Origin of the sequence: Paraperibacillus marinus (assembly GCF_046237605.1) — a bacterium.
Classification (GTDB): Bacteria; Bacillota; Bacilli; order Bacillales; family DSM-1321; genus Paraperibacillus; species Paraperibacillus marinus.
This window is the reverse complement of the sequence record NZ_CP143542.1, coordinates 1,393,838-1,418,297: the sequence shown is the minus strand read 5'-3', so window position 1 is coordinate 1,418,297 and position 24,460 is coordinate 1,393,838. Positions and strand designations below refer to the sequence as shown.

Sequence of the window (24,460 nt, the reverse complement as noted above, 5' to 3'; positions counted from 1 at the left end):
ATTAAGCCCTTTTTTGTTTTTTTAGTGAAATGGATTTAATCCTTTTCACTGCTTCTTCCGCTGTAAAATGAATTTCTTCTAGGAGGCTGTCTACATCGCCATGCTCGATGAATTGATCGGGAATTCCCATACGGTCAATCACTGCCGAGTGATAGCCCCGCTCCTGTGCAAATTCGAGCACTGCGCTGCCGAAACCTCCCTGAAGGACCGCCTCTTCAATAGTTAAAACCGGCATTTCATCCCTGAATAGCTGGATGAGCATATCCTCGTCCAGAGGTTTAATGAACCTGGCATTTACCACTCTCACTGAGTAGCCCTGCCCCTCAAGGGTGCTGGCTGCTTTCAGAGCCATTCCGATAGTGGTCCCGAATGTCAGGATGCAGGCATCTGTTCCATCCTTCAGGACCTCCCAGGTACCGATAGGGATCGGTTTTAATTCTTGATCCATCGGGACGCCCAGACCGTTGCCCCTTGCATATCTCATCGCAATCGGGCCGTCATCATAAGTAAGTGCAGTATATACCATGTGCTGGCCTTCATTTTCATCCTTAGGCATCATGAGGACCATATTCGGCATATGGCGCAGGAACGCTATATCGAAAACTCCCTGATGGGTTTCGCCATCAGCGCCCACAAGCCCCGCCCTGTCGATGCCGATAAAAACATTCAGGTTCTGCCTGCAAATATCGTGAAGCATCTGATCGTACGCCCTCTGAAGGAAGGTAGAATAGATGGCCAGAAACGGTTTCATATTCTGTGAGGCAAGTCCTCCCGCAACAGTTGCGGCATGCTGCTCGGCGATGCCCACATCAAACATGCGGTCTGGAAATTCGCCGGCAAAGCCCTCAAGCTTTGAGCCGACCGGCATCGCCGGAGTGATGGCGACAATCCTATCGTCCCCGCGTGCCATGCGCCTCACCGTTTCACTGACAAGCGAGCTCCAGGAAGGAGCTGCAGAAGCAGGCTTGACGAATGCCCCGGTATCCATCTTATATGGTCCTGTTCCATGCCAAGTGCCAATCCGGTCGCTTTCAGCAGGGTGATATCCCTTCCCTTTTTTCGTGATAACATGCAGGAGCACCGGACCGCTTGTTTTCTTTGCATACCGCAGCTGATCGATCAGGCATTCATAATCATGTCCGTCTACAGGCCCCAGGTATGTAAAGCCCAGCTCTTCAAAGAACATGCCGGAAACAAGCAGGTATTTCACAGTATCCTTAATCCGCTCAGCTGTGGCAGCAAGCTTTCCGCCCACTGCCGGGATTTTCTTCAGCAGCATTTCGAGCTCATCCTTGGCCCAGTTATACTTGCCTGCTGTACGAAGCCGGCCCAGGACATTATGAAGGGCTCCTACATTGGGTGCAATGGACATTTCATTGTCGTTCAGGATGACAATCATGTCCTTCTTCTCTGAGCCAATATGATTGAGTGCTTCAAGCGCCATTCCGCCTGTAAGGGCACCATCGCCGATCACAGGGAGGATATAGCTTTTTTCCTTCTTCAGGTCGCGTGCAATCGCCATTCCCATCGCCGCAGAGAGAGAGGTGGAGCTATGGCCTGTCTCCCAGACATCATGGCTGCTCTCCGACCTCTTCGGGAAGCCGCAGAGGCCTTTATGCTTGCGCAGTGTATCAAATTCGCAGGCACGCCCTGTTAGAATCTTATGGACATAGGACTGGTGCCCCACATCCCAGATGATTTTATCATCAGGGCTGTTGAACTCACGGTGCAGGGCAATCGTTAATTCAACCACCCCAAGGTTGGGGCCGATATGCCCGCCTGTCACAGAGAGCTTTTCAATTAAGAAATCCCGTATTTCCTGACTTAAGTCCTCCAGCCCGCTGATATCCATATCCTTCAGGAATGAAGGGTCCTGTATTGATAGAAGATCCAAATTGGATCACTCACTTTCATTTCGGTTTCGTTTTGCTTGCTTATCTGATTATATACAATTGCCTGGAAAAAAAGCCGCTAACACGTAAGTGATAACGGCAGCGATTCTGTATCCTTATATCGTTTGATTGATTATCAATCATTATAGCATATTTCTACATTTTACTACAAATAGGGGTTAATGATCCCTCAAGGCTATGAGGTCAGCCAGCTCCAGCAGCAGCGAAATCTCAAGCCCTGTGGCGCTTAGTGCCTGCTTGGCAAGACCCGCATGCTCCGAAAGCTTTTGCTTGGCACCCTCCAGAGTCAGGAGGCCGGGATACGTATTTTTATGATTATTCAGATCACTGCCTACCGGCTTCCCTATTTTCTCTTCAGTTCCCTCTATGTCGAGGATATCATCCTGGATTTGAAAGGCTAAGCCGATATGATGCGAAAAGGTATGCAGATGCTCCTTCTCGGCCTCACTTCCCCCGGCGAGGATGGCACCTGCCTGGACACTTGCCGAAAGGAGTTTCCCTGTCTTATTTTCATGTATATGCTGAAGTCCCGGAAGGTCGAGCTCCTTTCCTTCAGCAAGGATATCCTCGGTCTGGCCGCCCACCATGCCTTCAGCTCCTGCCGCACGGGATATCTCTCTAATCAGAGCAATGACAGCCTCAGGGGACGCTTCATCTGCAGGAAGCTCTGTCAGCACCTGAAAGGCCAGCGTCAGCAGGGCATCTCCGGCAAGTATGGCATTAGCTTCACCGAATACCTTATGACTTGTCGGCTTGCCCCTTCTCAGGTCATCATCATCCATGCTCGGCAGGTCATCATGGATTAATGAATACGTATGTATCATTTCAATGGCGGCAGCCGGCTTCAAGCCTTTATCCGGATTGTGCCCGAATGCATGGAGCACAGCAAACACCAATAGGGGCCGGATCCTCTTCCCGCCCGCATTTAATGAGTATACCATCGCTTCCTTGAGAGCGGCCGGAGCAGAGAGTCTCTCTACAAGGGAGACTGCTTCTTTTTCCACCAGCCGCTTATATGTTGAACTGAATTCTTCGAGCATCGGATTTTTCAAGTATTATTCCTCCTCAGCGGCAGTGAAGGTGCTGAGTTCACCATCTTCCTTCAGAATCTGAGTCAGCTGTTCTTCAACGGAACTTAATTTTTTGTGGCAGATACGGGAAAGATCCATGCCTTCCTTGTAGATTGCAATTGCTTTTTCGAGCGGCACTTCGCCGTCTTCAAGCTGCTCGACGATTTTCTCAAGATTTTCCATGGCTTCTTCAAAGCTTAGTTCTTTATCACTCATCTATTGGTCTCTCCTTTTTATCTTCTACAAGGCAAGTCAGCTCTCCATCCTTCATCCTCACCTGGATTTTATCTCCGGGACTGACATCAGCGGAGGTTTTGACGAGCCTGTCTGCTTCAATATAAACAAGGCTGTAGCCCTTTTCCATGATCTTCAGCGGACTTCGTGCATCAAGCGTTGCGGCCAGATGGCCGAAGGACTGCTGCTTTGATTTATATATGCCGTCCATCAGCCGCTGCAGCATTTTTGACTGTACTTCAAGACGCGAGGATGCTGCAGCCAGCATCTGTTCCGGATTCCGCTTTTCCAGCGCGCTGGAAAGCCTGCCGATTTCATCTTTTTTTGAGGCAAAGTATTTTTCAAAACTCCTTGTGAACCTTTCCGTTGTTCTGTCCAGCTGTTCGGTTTTTTGCTCGTATAGCCTCTTTGGGTAGCGGAAGGCATAGGACCGCTCGAGCCGCGTAAGGCGCACCCGCCCATCGGTGAGGAGCTGCCGCATTTCGCGGGCAAGTTTGTTTTTTTGAACCATCAGCCTTTCCAAAATCTCATTCAGATGAGGCACTGCAAGCTCTGCTGCTCCGGTTGGAGTCGGCGCCCTCAAATCTGCAGCAAAGTCGGTTATCGTAAAGTCCGTTTCATGACCGACAGCCGAGATGATGGGAATGGTTGATGAAAAGACCGCCCTCACTACTTTTTCTTCATTGAATGCCCATAGTTCTTCAATCGATCCGCCGCCCCTGCCCGCTATCAGTACATCCGCTTCGCTGCGCTTGTTCGCAGTTTCGATCGCCCGCTTGATGGATTCAGCAGCCTGGGCGCCCTGGACGAGGGCCGGGTAAATAATGATATTGGCGATCGGATACCGCCTCTTCAGCGTTATCAGGATATCCCTTACAGCTGCACCAGTAGGGGACGTTATCACGCCGACCGTTCCCGGATAGGCTGGAATCGCTTTTTTATGTTTCGGGAGAAAAAGGCCTTCCTGCTCAAGCTTTGCCTTCAGCTGTTCATATGCCAGATAAAGCTCCCCGATCCCGTCAGGTGCCATCTCCTTTACATATACCTGATACTGTCCGCTTGGAGCATATACCGAGATATCCCCTTTGATGAGGACATGCATTCCATTTTCAGGCACGAACTTCATTCCGGAAGAATAGGTCTGGAACATGACGGCAAGGATCCTCGATTTATCGTCCTTCAGCGTAAAGTACATATGGCCGCTGGAATGCTGCTTAAGGTTTGAGATTTCACCTTTTATGTACAGATTCTGCAGATGAGGATCTGCATCAAATTTTCTTTTGATATATTTAGTCAAAGCCCCTATGGTTAAATAAATAGGCTGTTTCATTTTATTACTCCCTTTGATCAAGGCGTTTGCCTTCAATAGAAAAGCTGTCTATTTGTTATTATAAACAAGCAGACAGCTTCTTTGAACATTTAAGCCTTAAAAAGTCATAAAGGTATCCCGTTCGCCATTTTTGCGGATTTCACCGTATTGAATAAAAGCATGGTGATCGTCATGGGCCCTACCCCGCCCGGGACCGGGGTGATGTATGCAGCTTTTTCCTTCACACTGTCAAAGTCCACATCGCCGCACAGCTTTCCCTCTTCGTTGCGATTCATGGCAACATCGATAACGACGGCTCCTTCTTTAATATGGCGGGCCTCAATCAGGCCGGGCTTCCCGACAGCAGCAATCAGGATATCAGCCTGCCGCGTAAATGATTCGAGGTCTTGGGTCCTTGAGTGACAGAGGGTGACCGTTGCGTTGGCATTGAGGAATAATTGGGCTGCCGGCTTTCCAACAATATTGCTGCGCCCAACTACGACCACATGCCTGCCTTCAGTCTTGATGCCGATATATTCCACCATTTTCATGATGCCAAAAGGGGTACATGGGTAAAAGGTTTCTTGATTTGTCATCAGCTTCCCGATATTGATCGGATGGAAGCCGTCCACATCCTTATCAGGAGAGATGGTTTCAATGATGGCTGTTTCATCAATATGTGCCGGGAGGGGGAGCTGGACCAGGATCCCGTGAATCCGGCTGTCTTCGTTCAGTGCTGCAATATTTTGTGCGAGTTCTTCCTGGCTCACATCTTCAGGCAGCTCAACCATAACAGAATATATCCCCATCTCCTTGCATGCCTTTTCCTTCATTGAAACGTAGGTCCGGGATGCCTGATTGTTTCCGACCAGAATTACAGCCAGACCCGGTGTTACATGACGGCTTTTTAGATCTTCCACTTCAGCCTGGAGGTTCTTTCTTATATCGGCAGCGATTTCTCTTCCATTGATAATAGCGGCAGTCATGTTACCTTCCCCTTCCAATTCTCTATATTTTTAAGACTCTTACTTCCCCAGGTCGTCCTTTACTTTAGAGAGAACTGCATTGACAAACTTGCTGGACTGATCATCCCCGAATGTCTTGGCAATCTCAATTGCTTCATCCAGAACTACATTGACCGGCACTTCTTCTGATGAGGTCATCTCAAATACCGCAAGCCTCAAAAGATTGCGGTCAATGGCCGCCAGCCGTTCAATCTTCCAGTTTTCAAGATGGGCTTTTATCTTTTCGTCAATGCTCTCTATGCTTTCAGTTGTACCATTTACAAGAAATTCTAAATATTCGTCCTTTTCCATTCCATCCAAAACATTTTCAAGGCTTTCCTGAATTTCCGCCTTGCCTACTTCTATTTGAAAAAGAGCCTGCAAAGCCTTTTCTCTAGCCGTTCTTCTTTTCATTGTGTAGCTCCTTTGCTTTTTCAATTAATGTATTAAGATAATAGCATAAACGAACATTAAACGGTAGTGTCGAGTAAAATATTAAGAAATTTCGTTATGCTATTCTCTCGTGACTTCTCTTAGATTATGCCATACGCAGGGAATCAAATCATGAAAAGTTCCTTTGGGACATTTTCAAAAGTCCAAGAAGAGAGAATCTATTCCTATTAAAATCAGCTAAAAGAAAAAAACCAAAGACAAAATGCCTTTGGTTACATTTCCTGATCGTACTCCGCTTCAGGCTTTTGATTCTCAAATTGTATTCCTACAATATGGACATTCACTTCTTCCGGTTCAAGCGCAGTCATGTTGATCAGTGCCTGCCTGATATTATCTTGTACTTCCTGTGCAACGCTAGGTATGGATACGCCAAACTTCATGGTGCAGTATATATCGATTTTGATGCCTTCTTCGCTCAGGTCGACCCTGACACCCTTGCCGTGATTTTTCTTGCCAAGCTTCTCCACGACCCCGGATGCAAAATTGCCACGCATATTCGCGACGCCCTCTACTTCGTGAGCCGCAATCCCTGCTATGACTTCTATTACCTCTGGTGCGATTTCCACCTTGCCGAAACCTTTATCGCTGTTGCTCATTTCAAGGGTTGTTTGATTTTCGCTCATGTGAGCACCTCCTGTATCTTCATTATGAGTTCATCACATCATATAATTCAAGAAACTTTGTATTGAAGTTACCCTCGACAAATTTCTCATGCTGAAGAAGCTTTAAGTGGAACGGTATCGTGGAATGTATGCCTTCCACTACAAATTCAGATAATGCCCTTTTCATCCGTTCAATAGCCTCTTCCCGAGTTTCGCCATAGGTAATCACCTTTGCGATCATGCTGTCGTAATAGGGAGGGATGGTATACCCTGGATATGCGGCTGAATCAATCCTTACACCGAATCCGCCGGGAGGCAGGTACATTTCTATTTTTCCGGCTGAAGGCATAAAGTTCTTCTCCGGATTTTCAGCATTGATGCGGCATTCAATCGCCCAGCCCTTGAAGGTCACTTCCTCCTGTGTGAGGGACAGCTTCTCTCCTGATGCGACTTTGATTTGTTCCTTGATTAAATCCACACCTGTGACCATCTCGGTTACGGGGTGTTCAACCTGGATACGCGTGTTCATTTCCATGAAATAAAATTTGCGTTCATGGTAATCGTATATGAATTCAATGGTGCCGGCCCCTGTATAGTCTACTGCCTGTGCAGCCTTCACAGCTGCCTGGCCCATCTGTTCGCGTACGTCGCTGTCAAGTGCGGGAGAAGGAGTTTCCTCCAGCAGCTTTTGCAGGCGGCGCTGAATGGAACAGTCGCGTTCACCAAGATGGATGACATTCCCGTGGCTGTCGGCCATCACCTGTATTTCCACGTGGCGGAAATCTTCAATAAATTTTTCAATATAAACACCAGGATTGCCGAAGGCTGTCATGGCTTCTTGCTGGGTGATCTGGATCCCTTTTACAAGCTCTTCCTTCGTCCGCGCGATCCGGATGCCCTTGCCGCCGCCGCCGGCTGTTGCTTTGATGATGACTGGAAAACCGATCTTCTCGGAAATTTGAAGGGCGTCATCGGCATCCTTGACGATCCCTTGCGAACCAGGAACAATCGGCACTCCAGCTTCTTTCATTGTTTCCCTGGCTATATCCTTTGTGCCCATCTTGGAAATGGCTTCCGGAGACGGGCCGACAAAGATGATGCTGCACTCGCGGCATAGTTCGGCAAAAGCAGAGTTTTCTGCCAGGAACCCATAACCCGGGTGAATGGCATCCGCTCCCGTAAGTGTAGCTGTAGAAATGATATTCGGGAAATTCAAATAGCTGTCCTTGGACGCTGTCGGCCCGATGCAGTATGCCTCATCTGCAAGCTGGACATGCAGCCCCTCCCTGTCTCCCTCGGAATAGACAGCAACCGTTTCGATTCCGAGCTCCTTGCAGGCACGGATGACCCTGACGGCAATTTCTCCCCTGTTGGCAACTAATAACTTTTTTATCATTTTGAAACGCTCCCTTATTCAGCCTTGACTAAGAATAATGGCTGGCCGTATTCAACCAGCTGGCCGTCCTTGACCAGCACCTCCACAATCTCCCCATCCACTTCAGCTTCAATTTCATTGAAGAGCTTCATGGCTTCTACTATGCAGACCACACTGCTTTTTGACACTTTAGATCCCTGTTTGACATAGGCATCCTGGTCAGGGGATGGAGATACATAGAATGTTCCTACCATCGGCGAAGTGATTTTATGTAAGTTTTCTTCCGGCGCTTCAGGCTTGATCTCAGCTGCCGGTGCTGCTTCAGCAGGTGCCGCAGGAGCTGCCTGCTGGACCGGGGCCTGTCTGACCGTCTCAGCCGGTAAAATCTGCTGTATGACCGCACCTTCCCCACCCGGGCTGTTCTTTTTCATTTTCAGCTTTGCACCGTTCATTTCATATTCAAATTCATCCAAACTGGATTGATCAACCAATTTAATTAGCTCACGAATTTCCTGTACCTTCAAAACCTAAGCACCCCTTGTCCTTTTTGCTAATAGTATCATATCCATTGCTAAAACACATGCGCTGAATAAAACAGCAGATCTTTATGTAACTCCTGCCAGCATTTATGACTAGCTACTAACATCATACGATAATATCTCATCAAAATTCAATATCCACCATTGATTAACGTTATAATTCCACTGTTTGCCTAAATCAGAAAGCTGTCTTTACAATTTTATCCATAATCTAGACGATGAATCCATCTATAGTTTGGCCTGCCGGCTCTCCCTCTTCCCTGGAAAGAAAAAAGGAAAGGCCGCCCGGCCTTCCCTTCTCAACTGTTTCATTTTTCCGGCTGAAATTGTACGACAACGTTGGCAGCATTTCCAAGTTCATCATTCACGACGTTCATAATGTCATTGGCTGCAGAACTGGATTGTTTTTTGGATTTTACGGTCACATGGACGTCATTTCCTTCTATCTTGACGAGGGCTCCTTCGTAATTCATGGATACGATCAGGGATTCGAGCAATCCTTCTTTCATTGTCAGATCATCAAGGCTTTTAATTTTATCATATGCCTCAGCCTTCTCCTTCGACGTCACATCGCCGGTCATCCCTACCGCCAGATCCTCTTTTTCCTTGTTGCGCTCATCCTCTATGGTCATCCTCATGGCTTCAAACACTTCATCATTGGCAGGTGTAATGACCGATTTACTCTTTGTATCCTTTTCCTTGGCTGCCGTTTCATTGGCAGCAGCCGGCTTCTTAGCGGTCTCTTCCTTCTTTTTTCCTTCGGAAACGGCCATGTCGCCAGCCGGATTCTGCGGGGTCGTGATGTAGTAAACGGATAGAACCACAACTAAACTTAACATTGTAAGTAACCATACTGTCTGTTTCTTTAATAACATGAATAATCCTCCTTTATTATCGGTCATTTTTTGGCCAGTACTGAGACACGGTGGCTGGAAACATCAAGCACCCTTGTTACGGCTTCACGTATCCACTTTTTAACTTCTATGTTATCGGCGCCTTTCGCCACGACCAGCACTCCCCGTATCGATGGTTTTTCTGTCTGAACGACAAGCGGGACTTCTTTTTCTCCGTCTCTCGTCATGACCAGCTGTTCATCGATGGATGAGTCCTCAACCTGGCGCTTTCCGCCGTCACGGTCTTCTTCGTTTGTGGTCTGTCTGCGGGTGACTTTATTTTTTTCAAAAATCTTTTTTTCGGATGATTCAACATTTACCATTACCGTTACATCCTCAATGCCCGTTACGTCTTCAAGTGCATCCTTCAGCAGCATCTCATATTGCTTTTCATAGTCGGTGAATAGTTTTTTTCCACTGTCCCTCTTCATTCCGAATGCTGCCACATCTTCTTTTACATCCCCGGCAGCCGGGATGGCAGAGCTGCCCTCGGTGCCTGTTTGACTCTTTGAAAGAAAGCTGCTTGAGATCATCAGCCCAATGCCTATAACAAGGACCACTAGAACGTATGCATGCTTGGAAGGTTTTCCGGGTCCGTTACCCTTTTTCAGAAGCTTGGCCAGCAGCGAAAAAGGATTATTATCACCTTTCATGTTCATCACCCTCCTTCAAGCTCAATCGCCAGAATTTCTTCTTTGATTGACCATTTAGCTGCGAGTAATTGTTTGATAGATTCTACATCTGCATTGTGCTCCTGCAAGGGTTCCGAAGTATCAATGCGGACCGGAGCGATGGTTTCTTCTGCCCCGCCCCCTGCCGGCGTTAGAATCACTTTAATGCTGTTAATGTCTTTCGGGGACTGGGGCTCATCCTTTTCGGCTTGGACAATAATGGATTCTACCTTCATCTGATACTTGTTCATCAACTCCTCTTTGGCATCGGCTTTCAGCTGGACAGCCATCTGTTCTAAAATATATGCACGCTGTGAGGCTTGTATTTCTTTTTTCTTCACTTCGATTGCATTTTCTATGTTTTGCTGTTTTTCCCCTGAGTGAAGCGCAACGGCAACAATGTGTTCAAAGTCTGTGGAAAATAGTTTAAGTATGGGAGAAAGAATGATTGCAATCAGCAGCAGGCCGATGACCATTTTTGCGTACTTCTGCATGGAGGAGTTTGGCAGCAGCATGTCTATGACGGTTGCAAGCAGGATAAATAGAATGATATTGGTTACCCAGGACGTGATATATTGCATGATTTCACCTCACCATGAGTGTTACATTGCCGGCTGCTATTATGACCGTTATGCTCAAAAAAAACATGATCGAGACAATGGCCAGGGCTGCGAATATGTAGATCATGCTCTTGCTGATAACACTGAGGCAGCTGATGACCGGGCCGCCGCCAAGAGGCTGGAGGATGGCGGCCGAGAGCTTGTACACAAAAGCGACTATGAGTATTTTAAGTGCAGGGAAGACGCAGATCAGAAGCAGGATAACAACCCCTGCCAGCCCCACCGTGTTTTTCAGTAAAACCGATGCACTCATGACGGTGTCTGTTGCATCTGAAAACATTCTGCCCACCACCGGGATAAAGTTGCCTGCAATGAACTTTGCGGTCCTGAGAGTCAAGCCGTCTGCAACAGCTGTCGATGCCCCCTGGACGGAAATGACGCCGAGGAAGATGGTCATAAACGTCCCGATCAGCCAGATGCTTCCATTTCTCAGAAGATTGGCCAGCTGAGTGACTTTGTATTGTTCAGAAAGTGTGCTCACGATGCTGAGGATGGCTGAAAGCAGCAGCAGCGGCAGGACCACATGCTGCATCAAAAGGCCGCTCGTGTTCATGAGGAACACTAGGACCGGATGAAAGAATGCCGCTGAGACGGCTCCTCCAGAAGCCGCGATCAGGGCCAGCAGCAGCGGGATCAACGCCATAAGGAAGGAAATCATCAATTCTATTGTTTCCTTTGTATATTGGATGGCTACATGGAAGCTGTTAAGTGCCAGAATGATCAAGACCATGAAAACGATGGCATATGCCACCTTGCTTACTGAGCTTTTTTCGAAGGCGGACTGCAGGGACTGCAGAAACATGCTCAGCACAGTCAGAATCACCAAAGTGCCGAGAAGCCTGCCGTTGACCAACAGCTCATGAAAAACAAATTTCCCCAGGCCTTTTGCCCATTCGCTGATGGAAAACTTCTTTTCACCGCGGATAAAATCCATGAAGCTGCCCTTTTGGCTCTCCGGAAGAAAGCCTCCATATTCAGTTGAAACCTTTTCCCAATATTCTCTCAAGGAGTCGACCCCAAGTTTCTCAAGCTGGGAATTCATAATTTGTTCAGTGGCAGGCGGTTTCCCGCCATCTTCGGCGGAGGCTTCAGAATGATTCAGTGCTAAAAAAAAGGCTGCAAATAAGATCAAGATACGGATATGTTTGATGGTCCGTTCACCTCCCAATCAGAATCGGTTCGCTCCTAGCTTGGTATAAGTTTGATTATGGTTTCGATGATGACTGTGAGGATTGGGATGGCCATCGCCAGGATAATGATTTTCCCGGCCAGTTCGATCTTCGATGCGATGGTCCCCTGTCCCGCATCCTTCGTAATTTGGGATGCGAATTCTGCGATATAGGCAATGCCGATAATCTTAAGGATGGTTTCAAGATAAATCATGTTCACATTTGCTTTAACAGCAATCTTCTCTAACATGGAAATAATTTGTGAAATCTGGTCGAGCAGGATCAAAAAGATTGAACAGCCGGTAAAAACGATCAATAGGAATGCAAACGATGGCTTCTGTTCTTTCACAATCAGGGCAAGGAAGGTAGCGATCAGCGAGATACCGGCTATCTTCAGGATCTCAGGCAGCAATCTCTGTCACCCCTCGAATAAAAAAACGGATTTAATCTTCTGGAAGAGGTCGTCCATCACAGAAGCCACCATGAATAATATAAAAATGAAGCCGACCAGGGTGACCCATTGTGCATATTCCTTTTTCCCAACCTGGTCAAGTACCGTATGAAGAAAAGCAACGATTATGCCGACTCCGGCTATTTTAAAAATCAGATCCACATCTATTCCCATATCCTTCTCTCCTTAGGTTACAAAAGTAAAATGACAAGCAGCAAGCCGGACAGGAACCCAAGACTTTTGAGCATTTTTTCATATTTCAGCTGGCGGTCCGCCGCCTCTTTTTCTTCCCGCTCCAAATGGGTGAGGGTCAGGTGTATCTGTTTTTGCTGGCTCGCCCTGTCATGCATGCCAAGTGTTTCTCCGAATTGGGCTAGAATTTCGAACTCTTCCCGCTTCAAAGAAAGCTCCGGCCAAACTTCCTTCAGGCTTCCTTCCCAGGCATCACGGGCAGTCGTTCCTAGATCCCCGAGTCTTACAGCAAAGGAATCGAACAGATTTGATACAGGTTTTGGCAGCTGACGGGAAAGCTTTACGGATGCGTCCTTTAAAGGGGTATGGCTGTACATGATTTCCGCCTCAAGCGCCTGCAGGGAAGATCTGAGCTGCCTGATATGCCTTGTCCGCTCCGTATACCGCCGGGCCATGTCAAAACCGCCCCATGATGCGGCAGACAGAATCAATCCTGCCCCAATCAGCTTAAGCATGCCGGCCTGCCGTACTTCGGTCCACCCGATTTCCATCCTTGTCAAGGATGCCGGCTATAACGCCTGGTACACCCGCACGCCCAAGTTCAATAAACCGTTCAAAGATTCCATGCCTCAATATTTCATGAATGATCGGGCGCTTCCTGATTTCCTCCAGGGAGGCTCCGTGTGTGGTAATGAACAGCCTGATGCCCGCATTCGCTGCTTCAAGCACCGCGTCTGTATCTTCCCTTCTTCCGATTTCATCTACAATCAGCACCTCTGGCGACATGGATCTGATCATCATCATCATCCCTTCTGCTTTTGGGCATCCATCCAGTACATCCACACGGTCCCCAACGTCCAGCTGCGGGACTCCCTTTAGAGAGCCTGCAATCTCAGAGCGTTCATCCACAATTCCTACTTTACTCGGTTCGATTCCAGCAGAGGCGGAACCGCTTGATATGATTCTTGCCAGGTCGCGGAGGATAGTCGTTTTTCCAGTCTGGGGAGGCCCGATGATCAATGTATGGAGCCATTGTTTCTTCTGGTGCAGGCAGGGGATGAGAGGTTCACCGGCTCCGATTTTTTGTCTGGCAATGCGGATATTATAAGAGGATATATCCCGGACCGCTTTCACAGATCCGTGTTCAAGTATCACCTTGCCAGCAAGACCTACCCTATGCCCGCCCTCTATCGTCACATAGCCCCTTCTCAATTCCTCGTCCAATGTATATAAGGAAAATTGGCTGAGGGCGTTTAGAAACCTGAGCGAGTCCTCCTGTGTGGCCCTATAGGGCAGGAAATGCGGTTTACCCCCAGTTATGATCTCTATCGGCCTGCTGATGCGTATTCTGATTTCTTCCAGGGAATCCAGGATATCCCGGGGGAGGGTGCCTATCAGGCTTGAAATGCTCGCGGGCAGGAATGCTAGAATTGTTTTCATATTTATACCTCCAGCTTCCATTTCTCATAATTAAAATGTATGCCGGCTTGTACACAATATGACTTGTGCCGAGTAAAAAGGACGCTAAGACCACAGCATCAGAAATGCCGGCCATCAAAGTGACGGCCGGCATCTTATTTCGCATCTATATGTGCAGAAAACAAACATGAGTTTTCTACCCGCAGCCCATGCATGGAGAAGATTTGGACAAGAGCAGGAACAAACACAGTAAGGCGGTGGAGCGGAGCAAGGCGCAGGCAGGAATACCAGATAATTAAATGATGTTCACATCTAGCTGCAAGAAGCTTCATGATCAGCTCCGCCCCTTTTCCACATAAAAAAGCCCGGATCTGGCCACGGGCTTTTCTCATGAATGATCCTATGTGTCTTATTTCCCGCAGAAAAGGCCGGCAGAAATCTGCCGGCCCAATCAAAAGCATTCATTTACCCGCGTGATACATAGCTGCCGTCAGTGGTATTGACAACGAGCTTATCGCCCACGTTCACAAAGAAAGGAACTTGGACCACAAGGCCTGTTTCAACTGTTGCCGGCTTAGAACCGCCGGATGCAGTATCGCCTTTGATGCCCGGTTCTGTTTCAGTCACTTCCAGGGTAACTGTGTTAGGGAGCTCGACGCCCAGTGTTTCTGCCTGGAAAGTCATGATGTAAACTTCCATATTTTCTTTCAGGAATTTAAGCTCGCGCTCGATTTGGGATGCAGGAAGCTCAATCTGCTCATAAGTCTCATTGTCCATGAAAACATGGTCATCGCCAGATGCATACAGATATTGCATTTTGCGGTTTTCAATATGAGCCTTCGCTACCTTTTCACCTGCACGGAAGGTCTTTTCCTGAATGGCGCCAGTACGGAGATTGCGCAGCTTGGAACGGACGAACGCAGCACCTTTTCCTGGTTTGACGTGCTGGAATTCAATGACTGTCCAAATTCCCCCGTCCACTTCAATGGTTAAGCCTGTACGAAAATCATTAACTGAAATCATGTATGTACCTCCTATTGGGTTACAAAATAACTAGTTCCTTGGTGGAATGTGTGAGTGATTCATTGCCTTCAGCCGTAATTATAGTATCATCCTCGATCCGGACGCCTCCGAGGCCGCTGATATAAATTCCCGGTTCCACGGTCACGGCCATACCGGGTTCAAGGACCAGGCTTGATTTTACCGAAAGCGCTGGGCCTTCATGCACTTCAAGTCCGATTCCATGGCCGGTGGAGTGGCCGAAATATTCACCATACCCTTTTTCTTCGATGAGGTTCCGGGCGAGTGCATCCGCTTCCCTGCCTGTCATTCCCGGCCTGATGCCCGCCATGGCGCGCATCTGCGCCTCAAGCACAACATTATAGATCTTCTTGAGTTCTTCAGCCGGCTCGCCGACACTTAAGGTTCTGGTTATATCAGATACATATCCATTAAAGTATGCCCCATAATCCAGTGTGACAAAATCGCCTTTTTGGATAACTTTATCAGAAGCCACGCCATGCGGCAGGGCCGAACGGTGTCCAGAAGCAACAATGATATCAAAGGAGGAAGACTTTGCGCCCTGCTTCCTCATAAAGAATTCCAATTCATTCGCCACTTCGAGCTCTGTCTGGCCAGGACGGATATATTCAATAATATGCTTAAAGGCCAGGTCTGCTATCTTGGCAGCATCCTTTAATATCTTAATCTCAGAAGGAGCCTTAATCAAGCGTAAATTTTCCACTGCCCCCGATATAGGAACCAATTCACCGCGAAATGCCTCTTCATACGCCTTGCAGGCTGCATAAGACAGATAATCCTGTTCAAAGCCGAGCTTCCGGATGCCCATCAATTCCGCCTGGTTTCCAACTTCTTCAGGGATCGTCCCTTTATGCTGGACCACCTCATATCCTTCTGCCTGCTCCCCCGCCTGATTTACATACCGGAAATCCGTAATGAATTTCGCCCCATCCATAGAAATCAGCGCAGCGCCGGCAGATCCGGTAAACCCGGTCATGTATCTCCTGTTATAAGGGCTCGCAATCAGCAGGCCGTCGACCCCTTTTTTCACAAGCGCTTCGCGCAGACGATCTAATTTTTCCATTATCCTTCCCCCTCGATAAGCCTGATCAACGCCTGCAGGGCAAGATGATATCCCTGCATGCCAAGGCCCACTATCTGCCCCTTTGTTACAGGCGCTGTCACAGATACATGCCGGAATTCTTCGCGTGCATGCACATTGGTTATATGTACTTCTATTACAGGTACAGATATGCCTGCAATTGCATCCCGGATTGCATAACTGTAATGGGTATATGCCCCGGGATTCAGGATGATCCCCCTTACCCCTTCATCCTCGGCTTCATGGAGCGCATCGATGATCGCTCCTTCAAAATTGGATTGAAAACAATGAAGCTCGAAGCTGGATTCCTGTGCTGTTCGGGCAAGATCTTTTTCCAATTCAGGCAATGTTGTGCTTCCGTACTTGTCAGGCTCCCTTTTTCCCAGCCTGTTTAAATTAGGGCCATTGATAAGCAGTAATTTCGCCATTCTGATTCTCCCTGTGCCGTTAAGTAGGTTTCGTAAAAGCCGATACCAACATTCTAACATAATTTAGAATTTTCATACCATAAGATGGGGGGTATCGGGTTATAATATTGTTCTAGTGCTATCTGCAATTTTTCGGTAAAATGGAAATACAGAATATCCTACCCATTAGTATTATACGGCAGTACAGCAGGCTCGCTGCCTAATAAGCTAAAATCCTAACAACACAGGCTGGTGTATACATTGTCAGATCAACAGAAACCCATCTACGGGGGGCAGGCTGTCATCGAAGGCGTCATGTTTGGCGGCAAACATTCCACAGTCACTGCCATCCGCCGGAAGAATGGCGCAATAAATTACTTCAGAGTCCCGAAAAAGACCCATCCATTTCTGGCCGCATTAAAAAAGATTCCCTTTCTAAGAGGCATAGCCGCCATCATTGAGGCAAGCGCCATCGGGTCAAAGCATCTTAATTTCTCTTCCGACCGTTATGATCAGGATCCGGAAGATGATGCGGACCTTGTGAAGGAAGAACCCTCCAAGCTTGCCATGACGCTCGGAATAGCAGCTGTCGGCGTGATTTCATTCCTATTCGGGAAATTTGTTTTCACACTTGTCCCGGTCTTTCTTGCTGTGTTATTCACACCGATTTTTTCCAGCGATTTCAGCCAGGTGCTGCTTGAAGGATTTTTCAAACTGATCCTGCTGCTTGGGTACATCTATATTGTCTCACTCACGCCGCTGATACGCCGGGTCTTCCAATATCATGGCGCCGAGCATAAAGTCATCAATGCCTACGAGGCTGATCAGGAGCTGACTGTTGCGAATGTCCAGGCGGCATCCCGCCTCCATTACCGCTGCGGCAGCAGCTTCATCCTGTTCACAGTCATCATCGGTGTGTTCGTCTACATGCTTGTGCCGACAACTCCGCTGTGGCTCAGGGTGCTTGACCGGATTGCCTTAATCCCGGTCGTGCTCGGCATATCGTTTGAAGTGCTTCAGCTCACAAATAAATTGCGCGATATCCCGGTATTGAAATACCTTGGCTACCCGGGGCTGTGGCTTCAGCTCCTGACTACAAAAGAGCCGTCTGACGATCAGGTTGAAACGGCAATCTGCTCCTTCAGCGAGCTGCTTAAATTGGAAAAGGAAGCAAACGAAGGTTTAAAAACAGAGGAGATTGTGTAAAAAACAAAAAAGAATACAATTTTTAGAAACGGGAACTTTACGATATATAGAAGTTTAAAGTTTGGCAAAAATGCAAATGATGCTCTTAAGGAGGTGGCTTTGTTGAATCGTCCAGTATCATTTTTGGTTTATCTAATAATCTTCCTGGGAGCAATAGGCTTAGCAAGCAGCATGTTCTCAAATCCGGCCGGCTTTATGAAAAACGTCATTGTCCTGGCTCTGACTATAGGGATTATCATATTTGTGGTGAAACGATTAACAAGAAGCAAGCCCAGCCAAGGGAATGAGCGCGCCTTTATGAAAGCGGCACGCTATTCCAAAAAACGGTTAAAATCCAGAGAGGCTTCAAAAGCAAAAACCAATAATGTCCAAAGCTTTTCCCTTGCCAAAAAGCGCAAAAAGGCCAGAAACAAGGATCGCAGCGATATTCACCTGACTGTGATTGAAGGGAAAAAGGGCAAAAAGAAAAATCGAGCACTTTTTTAAGAGCTCGATTTTTTAATAGCACCATCTTTTTAAAAACTGTTCGGTATACACCTTGCCATACTGCATCAGCTCCGATTTCTTATCCCCTGCCAGATGGAACTCTGTAGCTCCTGCCCCTTTAACAGGGATGAACAAGATATTGGGTGTCAATTTCCTCGATACATACCTGGAGTCATGGGCGTCCTTCATCGTCTCAAACAGCCCGGCAAATAAATCAATGGCATTCCCAATCTTTTTGGGCTTCCCCAGATAGTCTTCAGATGCCAGCTTCAGCCCAAGCACCGGCCGAAGCTTTTTAACGTTCTCTGAATCAAACAGCCACATGGGAAAATTGCTGAGAACCCCGCCATCCACGATAATATTCTTCTTCTTTTTCACTTTCAGTGTCACAGGCTCGAAAAAATAGGGAATGCTGCAGCTCATCCTCACCGCCCGTGCCACAGAAAACAGGGCCGGGTCAATGCCGTATTGGAGCAGATCATCAGGCAGTACCATCAGACGGGCATTCGTCAAATCTGAAGCGATGACCCGGAAAGTCTGCGGCGGGATATCCGAGAATGTATAAATTCCTTTCTCTGCCAGAATCAGGGCTATCCACTCCTCCAGCGCGTCGCCCTTATACAGCCCCATCCTTTTATAAAGGAGAAGCCATTTGGCAAACGGCATGGGAAACCTCAGCTTCCTTTTATCCAGCATTTTGTGAAAATCAGTTTTTTCTATCATTCCCTTTATTTCACCGCTTGAATAGCCGGCCATAATAAAAGCTGCAATTATGGCTCCTGCGCTTGTACCACCGAGCCGGACAAAGCGGAAGCCCTTCTCTTCGAGCGCCTCATACGCACCGACAAAAGCAAGCCCCCTCATCCCACCTCCTGAAAAAACCCCATCCAATAGCATCCAGCCATCCCCCTGAAGTCCATATTGATACATCTTTAATCAGGAGGGCCTTTCCATATTCCAATGGAGAATAAGCATGACAGGGCTGACTGGCTGTTTTTTTTTGTGGAAAGGGTCGAAGCTGCATGGATCATGAGGCTTCCTGCAGCCTGGTGTGAACATCATTTATTTTGCTGGCATTCCTGCCTGCTTCTTATTCCGCTCCACCGCCTTATTGTGCTCTTATCCCGGTTCCTTCCCATGCATGGGCTGAGAGTAGAAAACTCCTGTTTGTTTTATGAATGCTCCAGGCGGGAGGGGCGCATGAGTGGATTATTCCATATCAGCCGCCTTCTTCATCTCATTTATTTCTTTAAGTTCCCCCACCTCCTTCATCGCTGGAGTTATATATACATCTGAGCCCGGATACTCTCTTTTGATAATGCCGATCACCGGGAGGCCTGTATGCTCCTTTATAGCCTTGATATCTTCCGGACCGTTAGCCCTTATTCCCGCAGCCCCGCCCTGTTTGGCAGCCAGAGCCATCCGCTGCATGTATTCTGGTCCATGCAGCGGTTCATTTTCAAGTGCCTGTCAGGATACGGCCAATCTTGATTTTATTTCAGAGAGCATGGGATGCCTCCTTCTTTTTGATGATCATCCCGCATTTTCATAATTATTGGATATTTGAAATTTATTTTCATTTTTTCTCGATAGATACAAATCAATAAAATTTGTTATATTTATATATATAAGGAAAATAAAGGATAGGGGAATGTCAAATGGTATTTAAAGTAAAGAAAGATTCGTTCTTCATTTTCTTCTTGGCGTCTGCCTTTCTCTTGGTTGCGTCAGTTTTCCTGGTCCCTCTATTCCTGGATCTGGAAAGGACCATCTTAGATACAGCGGTTATCCTGACACTTTTGCTCGTTTCGGCCGGATTTCTTCTCTGGTGCGGGTTAGGTGTTACCTATGTGATGGAAAGAGATCACCTCTATCTGAGGGGCGGTCCGTTCAGGAACCGGATTCCATACGAAGACATCACGAAGGTCAAAAAGACCAGCGACATATTCACCGGCTACCGATTATTATCATCAAGAGACGGACTGGAAATCTTCTATAAAACAGCATCACTCGGAAGTGTCAAAATTTCTCCTGCAGATGGTGAGCGGTTCAAGGCGGAGTTGAAGAAGAGATGTCCAGGGGCGGCGATCTAATAGTAAGCATCGTAAAAAAGGGTAGTAAAACATAGAGGTGTTTTGATGGGGAGATTATTCTTTTATAGTGATCAAGCGGCTGAATCTCCTGGTAATCATAGACTGGATCGAATGCTCTTAAATGGTTTAGATCCCAATTCAAATCAAAATAGGTTACATCCCCTCTACAGAAGAGGGAGCAAAAACGTATTTTACATCCTAAGCACACTATTATAATCAATACGGAATTAAAAATATCATGTGTTTTGATCTTTATCGTGATCAAAAATTGCCGAATTAAATAAATGTGACATTATTCACCTTTCTGCGGGAAATCCCATTGCTCTTTGGAAAGCTATTCAGCATCGTAATATGAAAGGAGTTCTTTGCGAATATTTTAACCAAGGCGGAACATTTGCTGGGATAAGCGGCGGAGCAGTTCAACTTGGGAAATCCATAAAATTATTTCAAATCTACAGCGGCGATTCCGAAGTTCAATTAGAGGGATTACAACTGGTTAATTTTGAATTTTTACCCCACTTCAACCGCTGAAATGAGGATTTTATAAGGAAGGTCCAATATTATGCTGAAAAAACAGGGACAACCGTTTATGCTGCCAATGATGGAGATGGAATCATCGTGGAAAATGATAAGATTCAAATGATAGGCGATATTGCAGTAATAAACGCCAAAGGCTGTTTCAGCGGAAAAAAAACGCCAGAATGTAAGGCTGATGGGTTCAGTTCAGTTTTCTTGTACAAAAATTCAATTTGCTTAAAAACTAGCAGTTCAAATTCGCAGCTGAATTTGGACTGCATTTTTTTATATAAGGATTTATGTGCTTATTAGGGTGTTTTACCACCCGAATTCTCAACCCACTTAACAGTATGACAGAAGTTATTGTCAGCATGCTAATTAGTATGCTAGTGGCTATGTGATTTGGTGCGTTAAGAAAATTATTCAACGAACGGGAAGTTTAGTGGAACGAGGAAATCTTATTATTCTAATTTACAAATTTATGAAACAAATTGCTTCTGGCCAACGTACATAAGGCAAAGATTTACTACGAAATGAGGTGTTGCCGTTGAAAATTAACAAATATAAAATGGAAACATCGAAAGGAACGTTACAATATAATATCAGTGGAAACGGAAAACCTAATATAGTTTTAATTAACGGTGGTTCAGGACCAATAGAAGGCTGGATGAAAATAATACCAGAAATTTCTGGATCAACATCAGTATTCTCATATAATCGGTTTGGTGTGGCCGGGAGCGATAAACCTAAAGAAGCTCAGGATGGGTTAACAATTGTCAGAACTCTACGTGAAGCACTAACACTAGTAGGGTTTGAACCTCCATTCGTATTAGTTGGTCATTCGTTAGGTGGACTATATGCAAATTTGTATGCCCGACTCTACCCAAACGAAACAGCAGGTATTATCTTTCTAGAGTCTAGTCATCCAAAAGACTTAATTCTTAATCAATACCAAGGTAAAACCGTAAAGGCAATGAATAAAATATTAGAAATATTTGATTTCCTATCTTCCCATAAACAATTCAATGAAGTTAATTTTGTCAAAGAAACTGTGAATCAAATTCATCAATTAGTCACTTTTCTTGAAATACCGGTATATGTAATTACAGGTGGAAAAGAAAATCGGATGATGCCGGAGGAAGTTAGAAAAAAGCGATTAGAAAATCAATTAGAATTACTTTCGTTGTCTCCTAATAGCAATCATATTCTGGCAGAAAAAAGCGGGCATTTCCCGCAATTAACAGACCCAAATCTAGTTATTGAAACCATTATGGATTGTGTAAAGCAAATAAATAACCGATAAATAGTTAAGTCTTACATTTAATTAATAGATGACAATCTTCAAAAAGTGATCCTATAAAAAAGGCTCGGAGCATAATGGCTCCGAGTATTTTGCGTCCTGATTTTACTACTAAAGTGTCGGCTTATACACTTTGCTGTATGTGCGCCTGAATAATGTGTTACGTAAAGTATTGCACCGTCGACTGCGGAAAGTATTCAGCGATGTAACCCCTGATCGTATCTTCAAGTTCTTTCGCCTCTTCATTCTGATAGACATATTTACCGATACCATAGCGGCCCCATTTATATTTACGTTTACTTTCATCAAGCTCAAGTTTTGATTTTGGATAATTCTTGAGTATGACCTTTTTGGCAGGGGAGGTGAATCGGTGCTGAATCAATTCAAAAGTAAGATCTGACAAGTCCAAACCCTCAAGGGAACTGTACAGACGTTCGAAAAGCTCATGATAGCCTTCCTTCCAGTTTTCATGCCTATAGATCGGGGCCACGATAAATCCGAGTGGATACCCTGCATGAAGTACTTTCCTGGCCGCCTCCAGCCTGCCTTCAAAGGAAGATGTCCCAGGCTCGAAATTTTTGATTACATAGCGTGAATTCACACTGAATCTAAAACGTGTCTTTCCATTATGTTTGGCATCCAGGAGATGATCCACATGTTCAAATTTGGTGACAAAACGGAGCGCTCCATACTCCTGCTGCCCAAAAAATTCAATGGCCTTCTTGAGAGAATGCGTGATATGATCAACGCCGACAATATCCGAGGTACAGGCCGCTTCAAATCTCGTGATCTCAGGCTTCCGCTCTTCCATATATTTGACCGCCTGCTCAAAAATTTCATCTGTATTCACATAAACACGGATATAGGGTTTGCTGCCAAGGGTGGTCTGGAGATAGCAATAATGGCAGTGCCCCATGCAGCCAGTTGCGAGGGGTATCGCATATTCGGCGGAAGGCTTTGATGTATCAAACTTCAATGTTCTTCTCACACCAACGACCAAAGTCGATTTGGCAACACGGTATTTTTGAAAATCAGTTTCCCCCGGAAGGTTCCTGATTTGGTTATGTGAGGTGGTCTCACGGATCTCAACATTCAGGTCCTCAAACTTTTTTTTCAATTCCCTTCCAAGCGGATATTCAAGTGCCTTCGGCTCGATATAGACCAGCTGAGGCATAAACGGCTTAACCAGCTTTCTCACCACACTTTAATTAGTTTTTTACAGCATTAGTATGGGCCTCGCACACTCGAAGCATGAATTCCTTGTTTTGGGAACTTATTTCAAAAAAACAAGCCGCCTAAAAAAGGCGGCTTGTGATGGATAGGAAGAAAAGTTTTCCTATCCTTTATATGTAGACTGGCAGTTTAGATGCCCAGAACATTGATGGTCTGTCGAAGCCCCTCCAAAGCAAACCTGCTCAGGAATCGATAGGCAAAAAGGGCAATGATTGGTGAAAAGTCGATTCCTCCAAGCGGAGGGATGAACCTCCGGAATATGGATAGAAATGGCTCTACCACCTTCGTGATCCAGCCTCCGATTTTGGATGCCTGGAATCCTGGGAACCAGGAACCGAAGATCGATATGAAAATCAACCAATAGTAAAGGTCAAAGGCATACTGCCCAATCTGAAAAATCATATTACCCAATATAGTTACTCCTCTTTTGTTGGTATAGTCTGGCCGAGCCCAGCAATCTTTTATATGTATATTACGTTATTTACCCAAAATGGTTTCATTTATACGAAAAAAAATTTCAAGTTTGTGAATCAGGATAACTTCTGACGGGGTGTGGATAAAAAAGAAATGAGGCCGTCCCTGTAGCTTTGGATTAAATTTTGATCAAAGACACCTCACAAACCCACATTTTACGTGAATTTAAAGAAACCATTTTGAAAAAAAGTTTGATCAAAACGGTTTCTTTATTTGTGAAGCCTTGCACATTTTTTGTAAAAAAGTTTGATAATTCTCTGTGGGCTAATCTTCAACATAAGCTTCCTTTCATACAAAAACCGAACCGATTGTCCCTGAGCAGAACTTTTTACCCTTTCAGTGCGCTAATTAATTCAGAAAAAGTGCTGACCACCAGTGCGGTAATACTTGACTATATCGGGGGTCAGGCACTTTAAAAACTCTGGCCTTAATCTATTTATACATGGATAATAAACTGTTCTCTTTCTTCGTCCGTCAAATCGATTCCCCTGGTTCTACATTACCCCATCCGAAAAATGACTTTAAAATTCTTCAATTTCTTTGAGCCTTTGTTTAAGACATATGAGTATTAGAAAAAGACTCGTTTCCATTTAAACCCAAAAAGCATTAAACAAAATGCAGCCCGTCAACGACATATTGACCAAGCGATTAGCTTTCACTTATAAATTCATAACACAATTAAAAATAAAGTATATTAATCGTATTTTTA

General features: G+C 45.9%; 29 protein-coding genes and 1 pseudogene. 5 read left to right on the top strand and 25 right to left on the bottom strand.

Annotated elements, in window-relative coordinates:
• Position 1: 1 nt before the first annotated feature.
• The 21 genes from dxs to aroQ all read right to left on the bottom strand — a co-directional run bounded on the left by dxs (position 2) and on the right by aroQ (position 16,464).
• A complete protein-coding gene (gene dxs, locus V1498_RS07205) occupies positions 2-1,894 on the bottom strand; it encodes a 1-deoxy-D-xylulose-5-phosphate synthase (protein ID WP_409297858.1) in 1,893 nt (630 codons plus the stop codon).
• Positions 1,895-2,071: 177 nt separating this feature from the next.
• Positions 2,072-2,953: a polyprenyl synthetase family protein gene (locus tag V1498_RS07200; RefSeq protein ID WP_409299191.1), complete on the bottom strand. Its 882-nt coding sequence runs from the start codon at positions 2,951-2,953 to the stop codon at positions 2,072-2,074.
• A gap of 15 nt (positions 2,954-2,968) precedes the next feature.
• Positions 2,969-3,199, bottom strand: coding sequence for an exodeoxyribonuclease VII small subunit (xseB, locus tag V1498_RS07195; RefSeq protein WP_409297857.1), 231 nt, complete (start codon positions 3,197-3,199; stop codon positions 2,969-2,971).
• Positions 3,192-4,547: an exodeoxyribonuclease VII large subunit gene (xseA, locus tag V1498_RS07190; RefSeq protein ID WP_409297856.1), complete on the bottom strand. Its 1,356-nt coding sequence runs from the start codon at positions 4,545-4,547 to the stop codon at positions 3,192-3,194. The genes xseB and xseA overlap by 8 nt, the downstream gene beginning before the upstream one ends.
• 104 nt (positions 4,548-4,651) lie before the next feature.
• Positions 4,652-5,512, bottom strand: a complete 861-nt coding sequence (folD, locus tag V1498_RS07185) for a bifunctional methylenetetrahydrofolate dehydrogenase/methenyltetrahydrofolate cyclohydrolase FolD (protein ID WP_409297855.1) — start codon at positions 5,510-5,512, stop codon at positions 4,652-4,654.
• A 39-nt stretch (positions 5,513-5,551) separates the two neighbouring features.
• Positions 5,552-5,944 (bottom strand): transcription antitermination factor NusB, encoded by a 393-nt coding sequence (gene nusB / locus V1498_RS07180; RefSeq protein ID WP_409297854.1) that lies wholly within the window; start codon positions 5,942-5,944, stop codon positions 5,552-5,554.
• A gap of 251 nt (positions 5,945-6,195) precedes the next feature.
• The gene (locus tag V1498_RS07175) at positions 6,196-6,606 is read right to left on the bottom strand and encodes an Asp23/Gls24 family envelope stress response protein (protein WP_409297853.1); all 411 of its coding nucleotides are present in this window, start codon (positions 6,604-6,606) and stop codon (positions 6,196-6,198) included.
• A gap of 22 nt (positions 6,607-6,628) precedes the next feature.
• On the bottom strand, positions 6,629-7,981 hold the full coding sequence (gene accC / locus V1498_RS07170; RefSeq protein WP_409297851.1) for an acetyl-CoA carboxylase biotin carboxylase subunit: 1,353 nt from the start codon (positions 7,979-7,981) through the stop codon (positions 6,629-6,631).
• A gap of 14 nt (positions 7,982-7,995) precedes the next feature.
• Entirely contained in the window at positions 7,996-8,484 is a 489-nt protein-coding gene (gene accB / locus V1498_RS07165; protein WP_409297850.1) for an acetyl-CoA carboxylase biotin carboxyl carrier protein, read from the bottom strand.
• A 323-nt stretch (positions 8,485-8,807) separates the two neighbouring features.
• The gene (locus V1498_RS07160) at positions 8,808-9,374 is read right to left on the bottom strand and encodes a SpoIIIAH-like family protein (RefSeq protein WP_409297848.1); all 567 of its coding nucleotides are present in this window, start codon (positions 9,372-9,374) and stop codon (positions 8,808-8,810) included.
• Between the two features lie 23 nt (positions 9,375-9,397).
• Positions 9,398-10,045 (bottom strand): stage III sporulation protein AG, encoded by a 648-nt coding sequence (gene spoIIIAG / locus V1498_RS07155; protein ID WP_409297846.1) that lies wholly within the window; start codon positions 10,043-10,045, stop codon positions 9,398-9,400.
• A 5-nt stretch (positions 10,046-10,050) separates the two neighbouring features.
• Positions 10,051-10,644, bottom strand: coding sequence for a stage III sporulation protein AF (gene spoIIIAF, locus V1498_RS07150; RefSeq protein WP_409297845.1), 594 nt, complete (start codon positions 10,642-10,644; stop codon positions 10,051-10,053).
• A 4-nt stretch (positions 10,645-10,648) separates the two neighbouring features.
• Entirely contained in the window at positions 10,649-11,851 is a 1,203-nt protein-coding gene (gene spoIIIAE, locus V1498_RS07145; RefSeq protein ID WP_409297844.1) for a stage III sporulation protein AE, read from the bottom strand.
• Between the two features lie 17 nt (positions 11,852-11,868).
• Positions 11,869-12,264: a stage III sporulation protein AD gene (gene spoIIIAD / locus V1498_RS07140; protein WP_409297842.1), complete on the bottom strand. Its 396-nt coding sequence runs from the start codon at positions 12,262-12,264 to the stop codon at positions 11,869-11,871.
• 6 nt (positions 12,265-12,270) lie between these two features.
• Positions 12,271-12,477, bottom strand: coding sequence for a stage III sporulation protein AC (spoIIIAC, locus tag V1498_RS07135; RefSeq protein WP_101643394.1), 207 nt, complete (start codon positions 12,475-12,477; stop codon positions 12,271-12,273).
• A 17-nt stretch (positions 12,478-12,494) separates the two neighbouring features.
• Complete coding sequence (spoIIIAB, locus tag V1498_RS07130; RefSeq protein ID WP_409297840.1) at positions 12,495-13,010, bottom strand: stage III sporulation protein SpoIIIAB; 516 nt, start codon at positions 13,008-13,010, stop codon at positions 12,495-12,497.
• Positions 13,003-13,935 (bottom strand): stage III sporulation protein AA, encoded by a 933-nt coding sequence (gene spoIIIAA / locus V1498_RS07125; protein WP_409297838.1) that lies wholly within the window; start codon positions 13,933-13,935, stop codon positions 13,003-13,005. The genes spoIIIAB and spoIIIAA overlap by 8 nt, the downstream gene beginning before the upstream one ends.
• Before the next feature lie 134 nt (positions 13,936-14,069).
• Positions 14,070-14,306: a hypothetical protein gene (locus tag V1498_RS07120; protein WP_409297836.1), complete on the bottom strand. Its 237-nt coding sequence runs from the start codon at positions 14,304-14,306 to the stop codon at positions 14,070-14,072.
• A 73-nt stretch (positions 14,307-14,379) separates the two neighbouring features.
• Positions 14,380-14,937, bottom strand: a complete 558-nt coding sequence (gene efp / locus V1498_RS07115; RefSeq protein ID WP_409297834.1) for an elongation factor P — start codon at positions 14,935-14,937, stop codon at positions 14,380-14,382.
• A 19-nt stretch (positions 14,938-14,956) separates the two neighbouring features.
• Complete coding sequence (locus V1498_RS07110; RefSeq protein ID WP_409297832.1) at positions 14,957-16,018, bottom strand: M24 family metallopeptidase; 1,062 nt, start codon at positions 16,016-16,018, stop codon at positions 14,957-14,959.
• Positions 16,018-16,464, bottom strand: coding sequence for a type II 3-dehydroquinate dehydratase (aroQ, locus tag V1498_RS07105; protein WP_409297830.1), 447 nt, complete (start codon positions 16,462-16,464; stop codon positions 16,018-16,020). The genes V1498_RS07110 and aroQ overlap by 1 nt, the downstream gene beginning before the upstream one ends.
• Before the next feature lie 240 nt (positions 16,465-16,704).
• Between aroQ and V1498_RS07100 the strand changes: the two genes are divergently transcribed.
• Together V1498_RS07100 and V1498_RS07095 are read left to right on the top strand one after the other, a co-directional pair.
• Positions 16,705-17,649: a DUF1385 domain-containing protein gene (locus V1498_RS07100; protein ID WP_409297829.1), complete on the top strand. Its 945-nt coding sequence runs from the start codon at positions 16,705-16,707 to the stop codon at positions 17,647-17,649.
• 102 nt (positions 17,650-17,751) lie between these two features.
• Positions 17,752-18,135: an SA1362 family protein gene (locus V1498_RS07095; protein ID WP_409297827.1), complete on the top strand. Its 384-nt coding sequence runs from the start codon at positions 17,752-17,754 to the stop codon at positions 18,133-18,135.
• Positions 18,136-18,147: 12 nt separating this feature from the next.
• Here V1498_RS07095 and V1498_RS07090 read toward each other — a convergent pair whose 3' ends face one another.
• Both V1498_RS07090 and V1498_RS07085 read right to left on the bottom strand, forming a co-directional pair.
• Complete coding sequence (locus V1498_RS07090; protein ID WP_409297826.1) at positions 18,148-19,032, bottom strand: patatin-like phospholipase family protein; 885 nt, start codon at positions 19,030-19,032, stop codon at positions 18,148-18,150.
• A 345-nt stretch (positions 19,033-19,377) separates the two neighbouring features.
• Positions 19,378-19,584: pseudogene (locus V1498_RS07085) on the bottom strand (N-acetylmannosamine-6-phosphate 2-epimerase); the annotation flags it as partial.
• 209 nt (positions 19,585-19,793) lie between these two features.
• Here V1498_RS07085 and V1498_RS07080 point away from each other — a divergent pair.
• The 3 genes from V1498_RS07080 to V1498_RS07070 all read left to right on the top strand — a co-directional run bounded on the left by V1498_RS07080 (position 19,794) and on the right by V1498_RS07070 (position 22,047).
• Positions 19,794-20,228 (top strand): PH domain-containing protein, encoded by a 435-nt coding sequence (locus V1498_RS07080; protein WP_409297824.1) that lies wholly within the window; start codon positions 19,794-19,796, stop codon positions 20,226-20,228.
• A gap of 267 nt (positions 20,229-20,495) precedes the next feature.
• Positions 20,496-20,759: a Type 1 glutamine amidotransferase-like domain-containing protein gene (locus V1498_RS07075; RefSeq protein WP_409299189.1), complete on the top strand. Its 264-nt coding sequence runs from the start codon at positions 20,496-20,498 to the stop codon at positions 20,757-20,759.
• A gap of 532 nt (positions 20,760-21,291) precedes the next feature.
• The gene (locus V1498_RS07070) at positions 21,292-22,047 is read left to right on the top strand and encodes an alpha/beta fold hydrolase (RefSeq protein WP_409297823.1); all 756 of its coding nucleotides are present in this window, start codon (positions 21,292-21,294) and stop codon (positions 22,045-22,047) included.
• 157 nt (positions 22,048-22,204) lie between these two features.
• Here V1498_RS07070 and splB read toward each other — a convergent pair whose 3' ends face one another.
• Complete coding sequence (splB, locus tag V1498_RS07065) at positions 22,205-23,218, bottom strand: spore photoproduct lyase (protein ID WP_409299188.1); 1,014 nt, start codon at positions 23,216-23,218, stop codon at positions 22,205-22,207.
• Between the two features lie 188 nt (positions 23,219-23,406).
• A complete protein-coding gene (locus V1498_RS07060; protein WP_409299186.1) occupies positions 23,407-23,679 on the bottom strand; it encodes a YggT family protein in 273 nt (90 codons plus the stop codon).
• Positions 23,680-24,460: the final 781 nt, after the last annotated feature.

Bases quoted from the DNA above. Each gene is read 5' to 3' on its own strand.
- V1498_RS07200 (WP_409299191.1), bottom strand. From the start codon at position 2,953: ATGCTCGAAGAATTCAGTTCAACATATAAGCGGCTGGTGGAAAAAGAA.
- xseB (WP_409297857.1), bottom strand. From the start codon at position 3,199: ATGAGTGATAAAGAACTAAGCTTTGAAGAAGCCATGGAAAATCTTGAG.
- xseA (WP_409297856.1), bottom strand. From the start codon at position 4,547: ATGAAACAGCCTATTTATTTAACCATAGGGGCTTTGACTAAATATATC.
- folD (WP_409297855.1), bottom strand. From the start codon at position 5,512: ATGACTGCCGCTATTATCAATGGAAGAGAAATCGCTGCCGATATAAGA.
- nusB (WP_409297854.1), bottom strand. From the start codon at position 5,944: ATGAAAAGAAGAACGGCTAGAGAAAAGGCTTTGCAGGCTCTTTTTCAA.
- V1498_RS07175 (WP_409297853.1), bottom strand. From the start codon at position 6,606: ATGAGCGAAAATCAAACAACCCTTGAAATGAGCAACAGCGATAAAGGT.
- accC (WP_409297851.1), bottom strand. From the start codon at position 7,981: ATGATAAAAAAGTTATTAGTTGCCAACAGGGGAGAAATTGCCGTCAGG.
- V1498_RS07160 (WP_409297848.1), bottom strand. From the start codon at position 9,374: ATGTTATTAAAGAAACAGACAGTATGGTTACTTACAATGTTAAGTTTA.
- spoIIIAG (WP_409297846.1), bottom strand. From the start codon at position 10,045: ATGAAAGGTGATAATAATCCTTTTTCGCTGCTGGCCAAGCTTCTGAAA.
- spoIIIAF (WP_409297845.1), bottom strand. From the start codon at position 10,644: ATGCAATATATCACGTCCTGGGTAACCAATATCATTCTATTTATCCTG.
- spoIIIAC (WP_101643394.1), bottom strand. From the start codon at position 12,477: ATGGGAATAGATGTGGATCTGATTTTTAAAATAGCCGGAGTCGGCATA.
- spoIIIAB (WP_409297840.1), bottom strand. From the start codon at position 13,010: ATGCTTAAGCTGATTGGGGCAGGATTGATTCTGTCTGCCGCATCATGG.
- spoIIIAA (WP_409297838.1), bottom strand. From the start codon at position 13,935: ATGAAAACAATTCTAGCATTCCTGCCCGCGAGCATTTCAAGCCTGATA.
- V1498_RS07120 (WP_409297836.1), bottom strand. From the start codon at position 14,306: ATGAGAAAAGCCCGTGGCCAGATCCGGGCTTTTTTATGTGGAAAAGGG.
- efp (WP_409297834.1), bottom strand. From the start codon at position 14,937: ATGATTTCAGTTAATGATTTTCGTACAGGCTTAACCATTGAAGTGGAC.
- V1498_RS07110 (WP_409297832.1), bottom strand. From the start codon at position 16,018: ATGGAAAAATTAGATCGTCTGCGCGAAGCGCTTGTGAAAAAAGGGGTC.
- aroQ (WP_409297830.1), bottom strand. From the start codon at position 16,464: ATGGCGAAATTACTGCTTATCAATGGCCCTAATTTAAACAGGCTGGGA.
- V1498_RS07090 (WP_409297826.1), bottom strand. From the start codon at position 19,032: ATGCTATTGGATGGGGTTTTTTCAGGAGGTGGGATGAGGGGGCTTGCT.
- V1498_RS07080 (WP_409297824.1), top strand. From the start codon at position 19,794: ATGGTATTTAAAGTAAAGAAAGATTCGTTCTTCATTTTCTTCTTGGCG.
- splB (WP_409299188.1), bottom strand. From the start codon at position 23,218: ATGCCTCAGCTGGTCTATATCGAGCCGAAGGCACTTGAATATCCGCTT.
- V1498_RS07060 (WP_409299186.1), bottom strand. From the start codon at position 23,679: ATGATTTTTCAGATTGGGCAGTATGCCTTTGACCTTTACTATTGGTTG.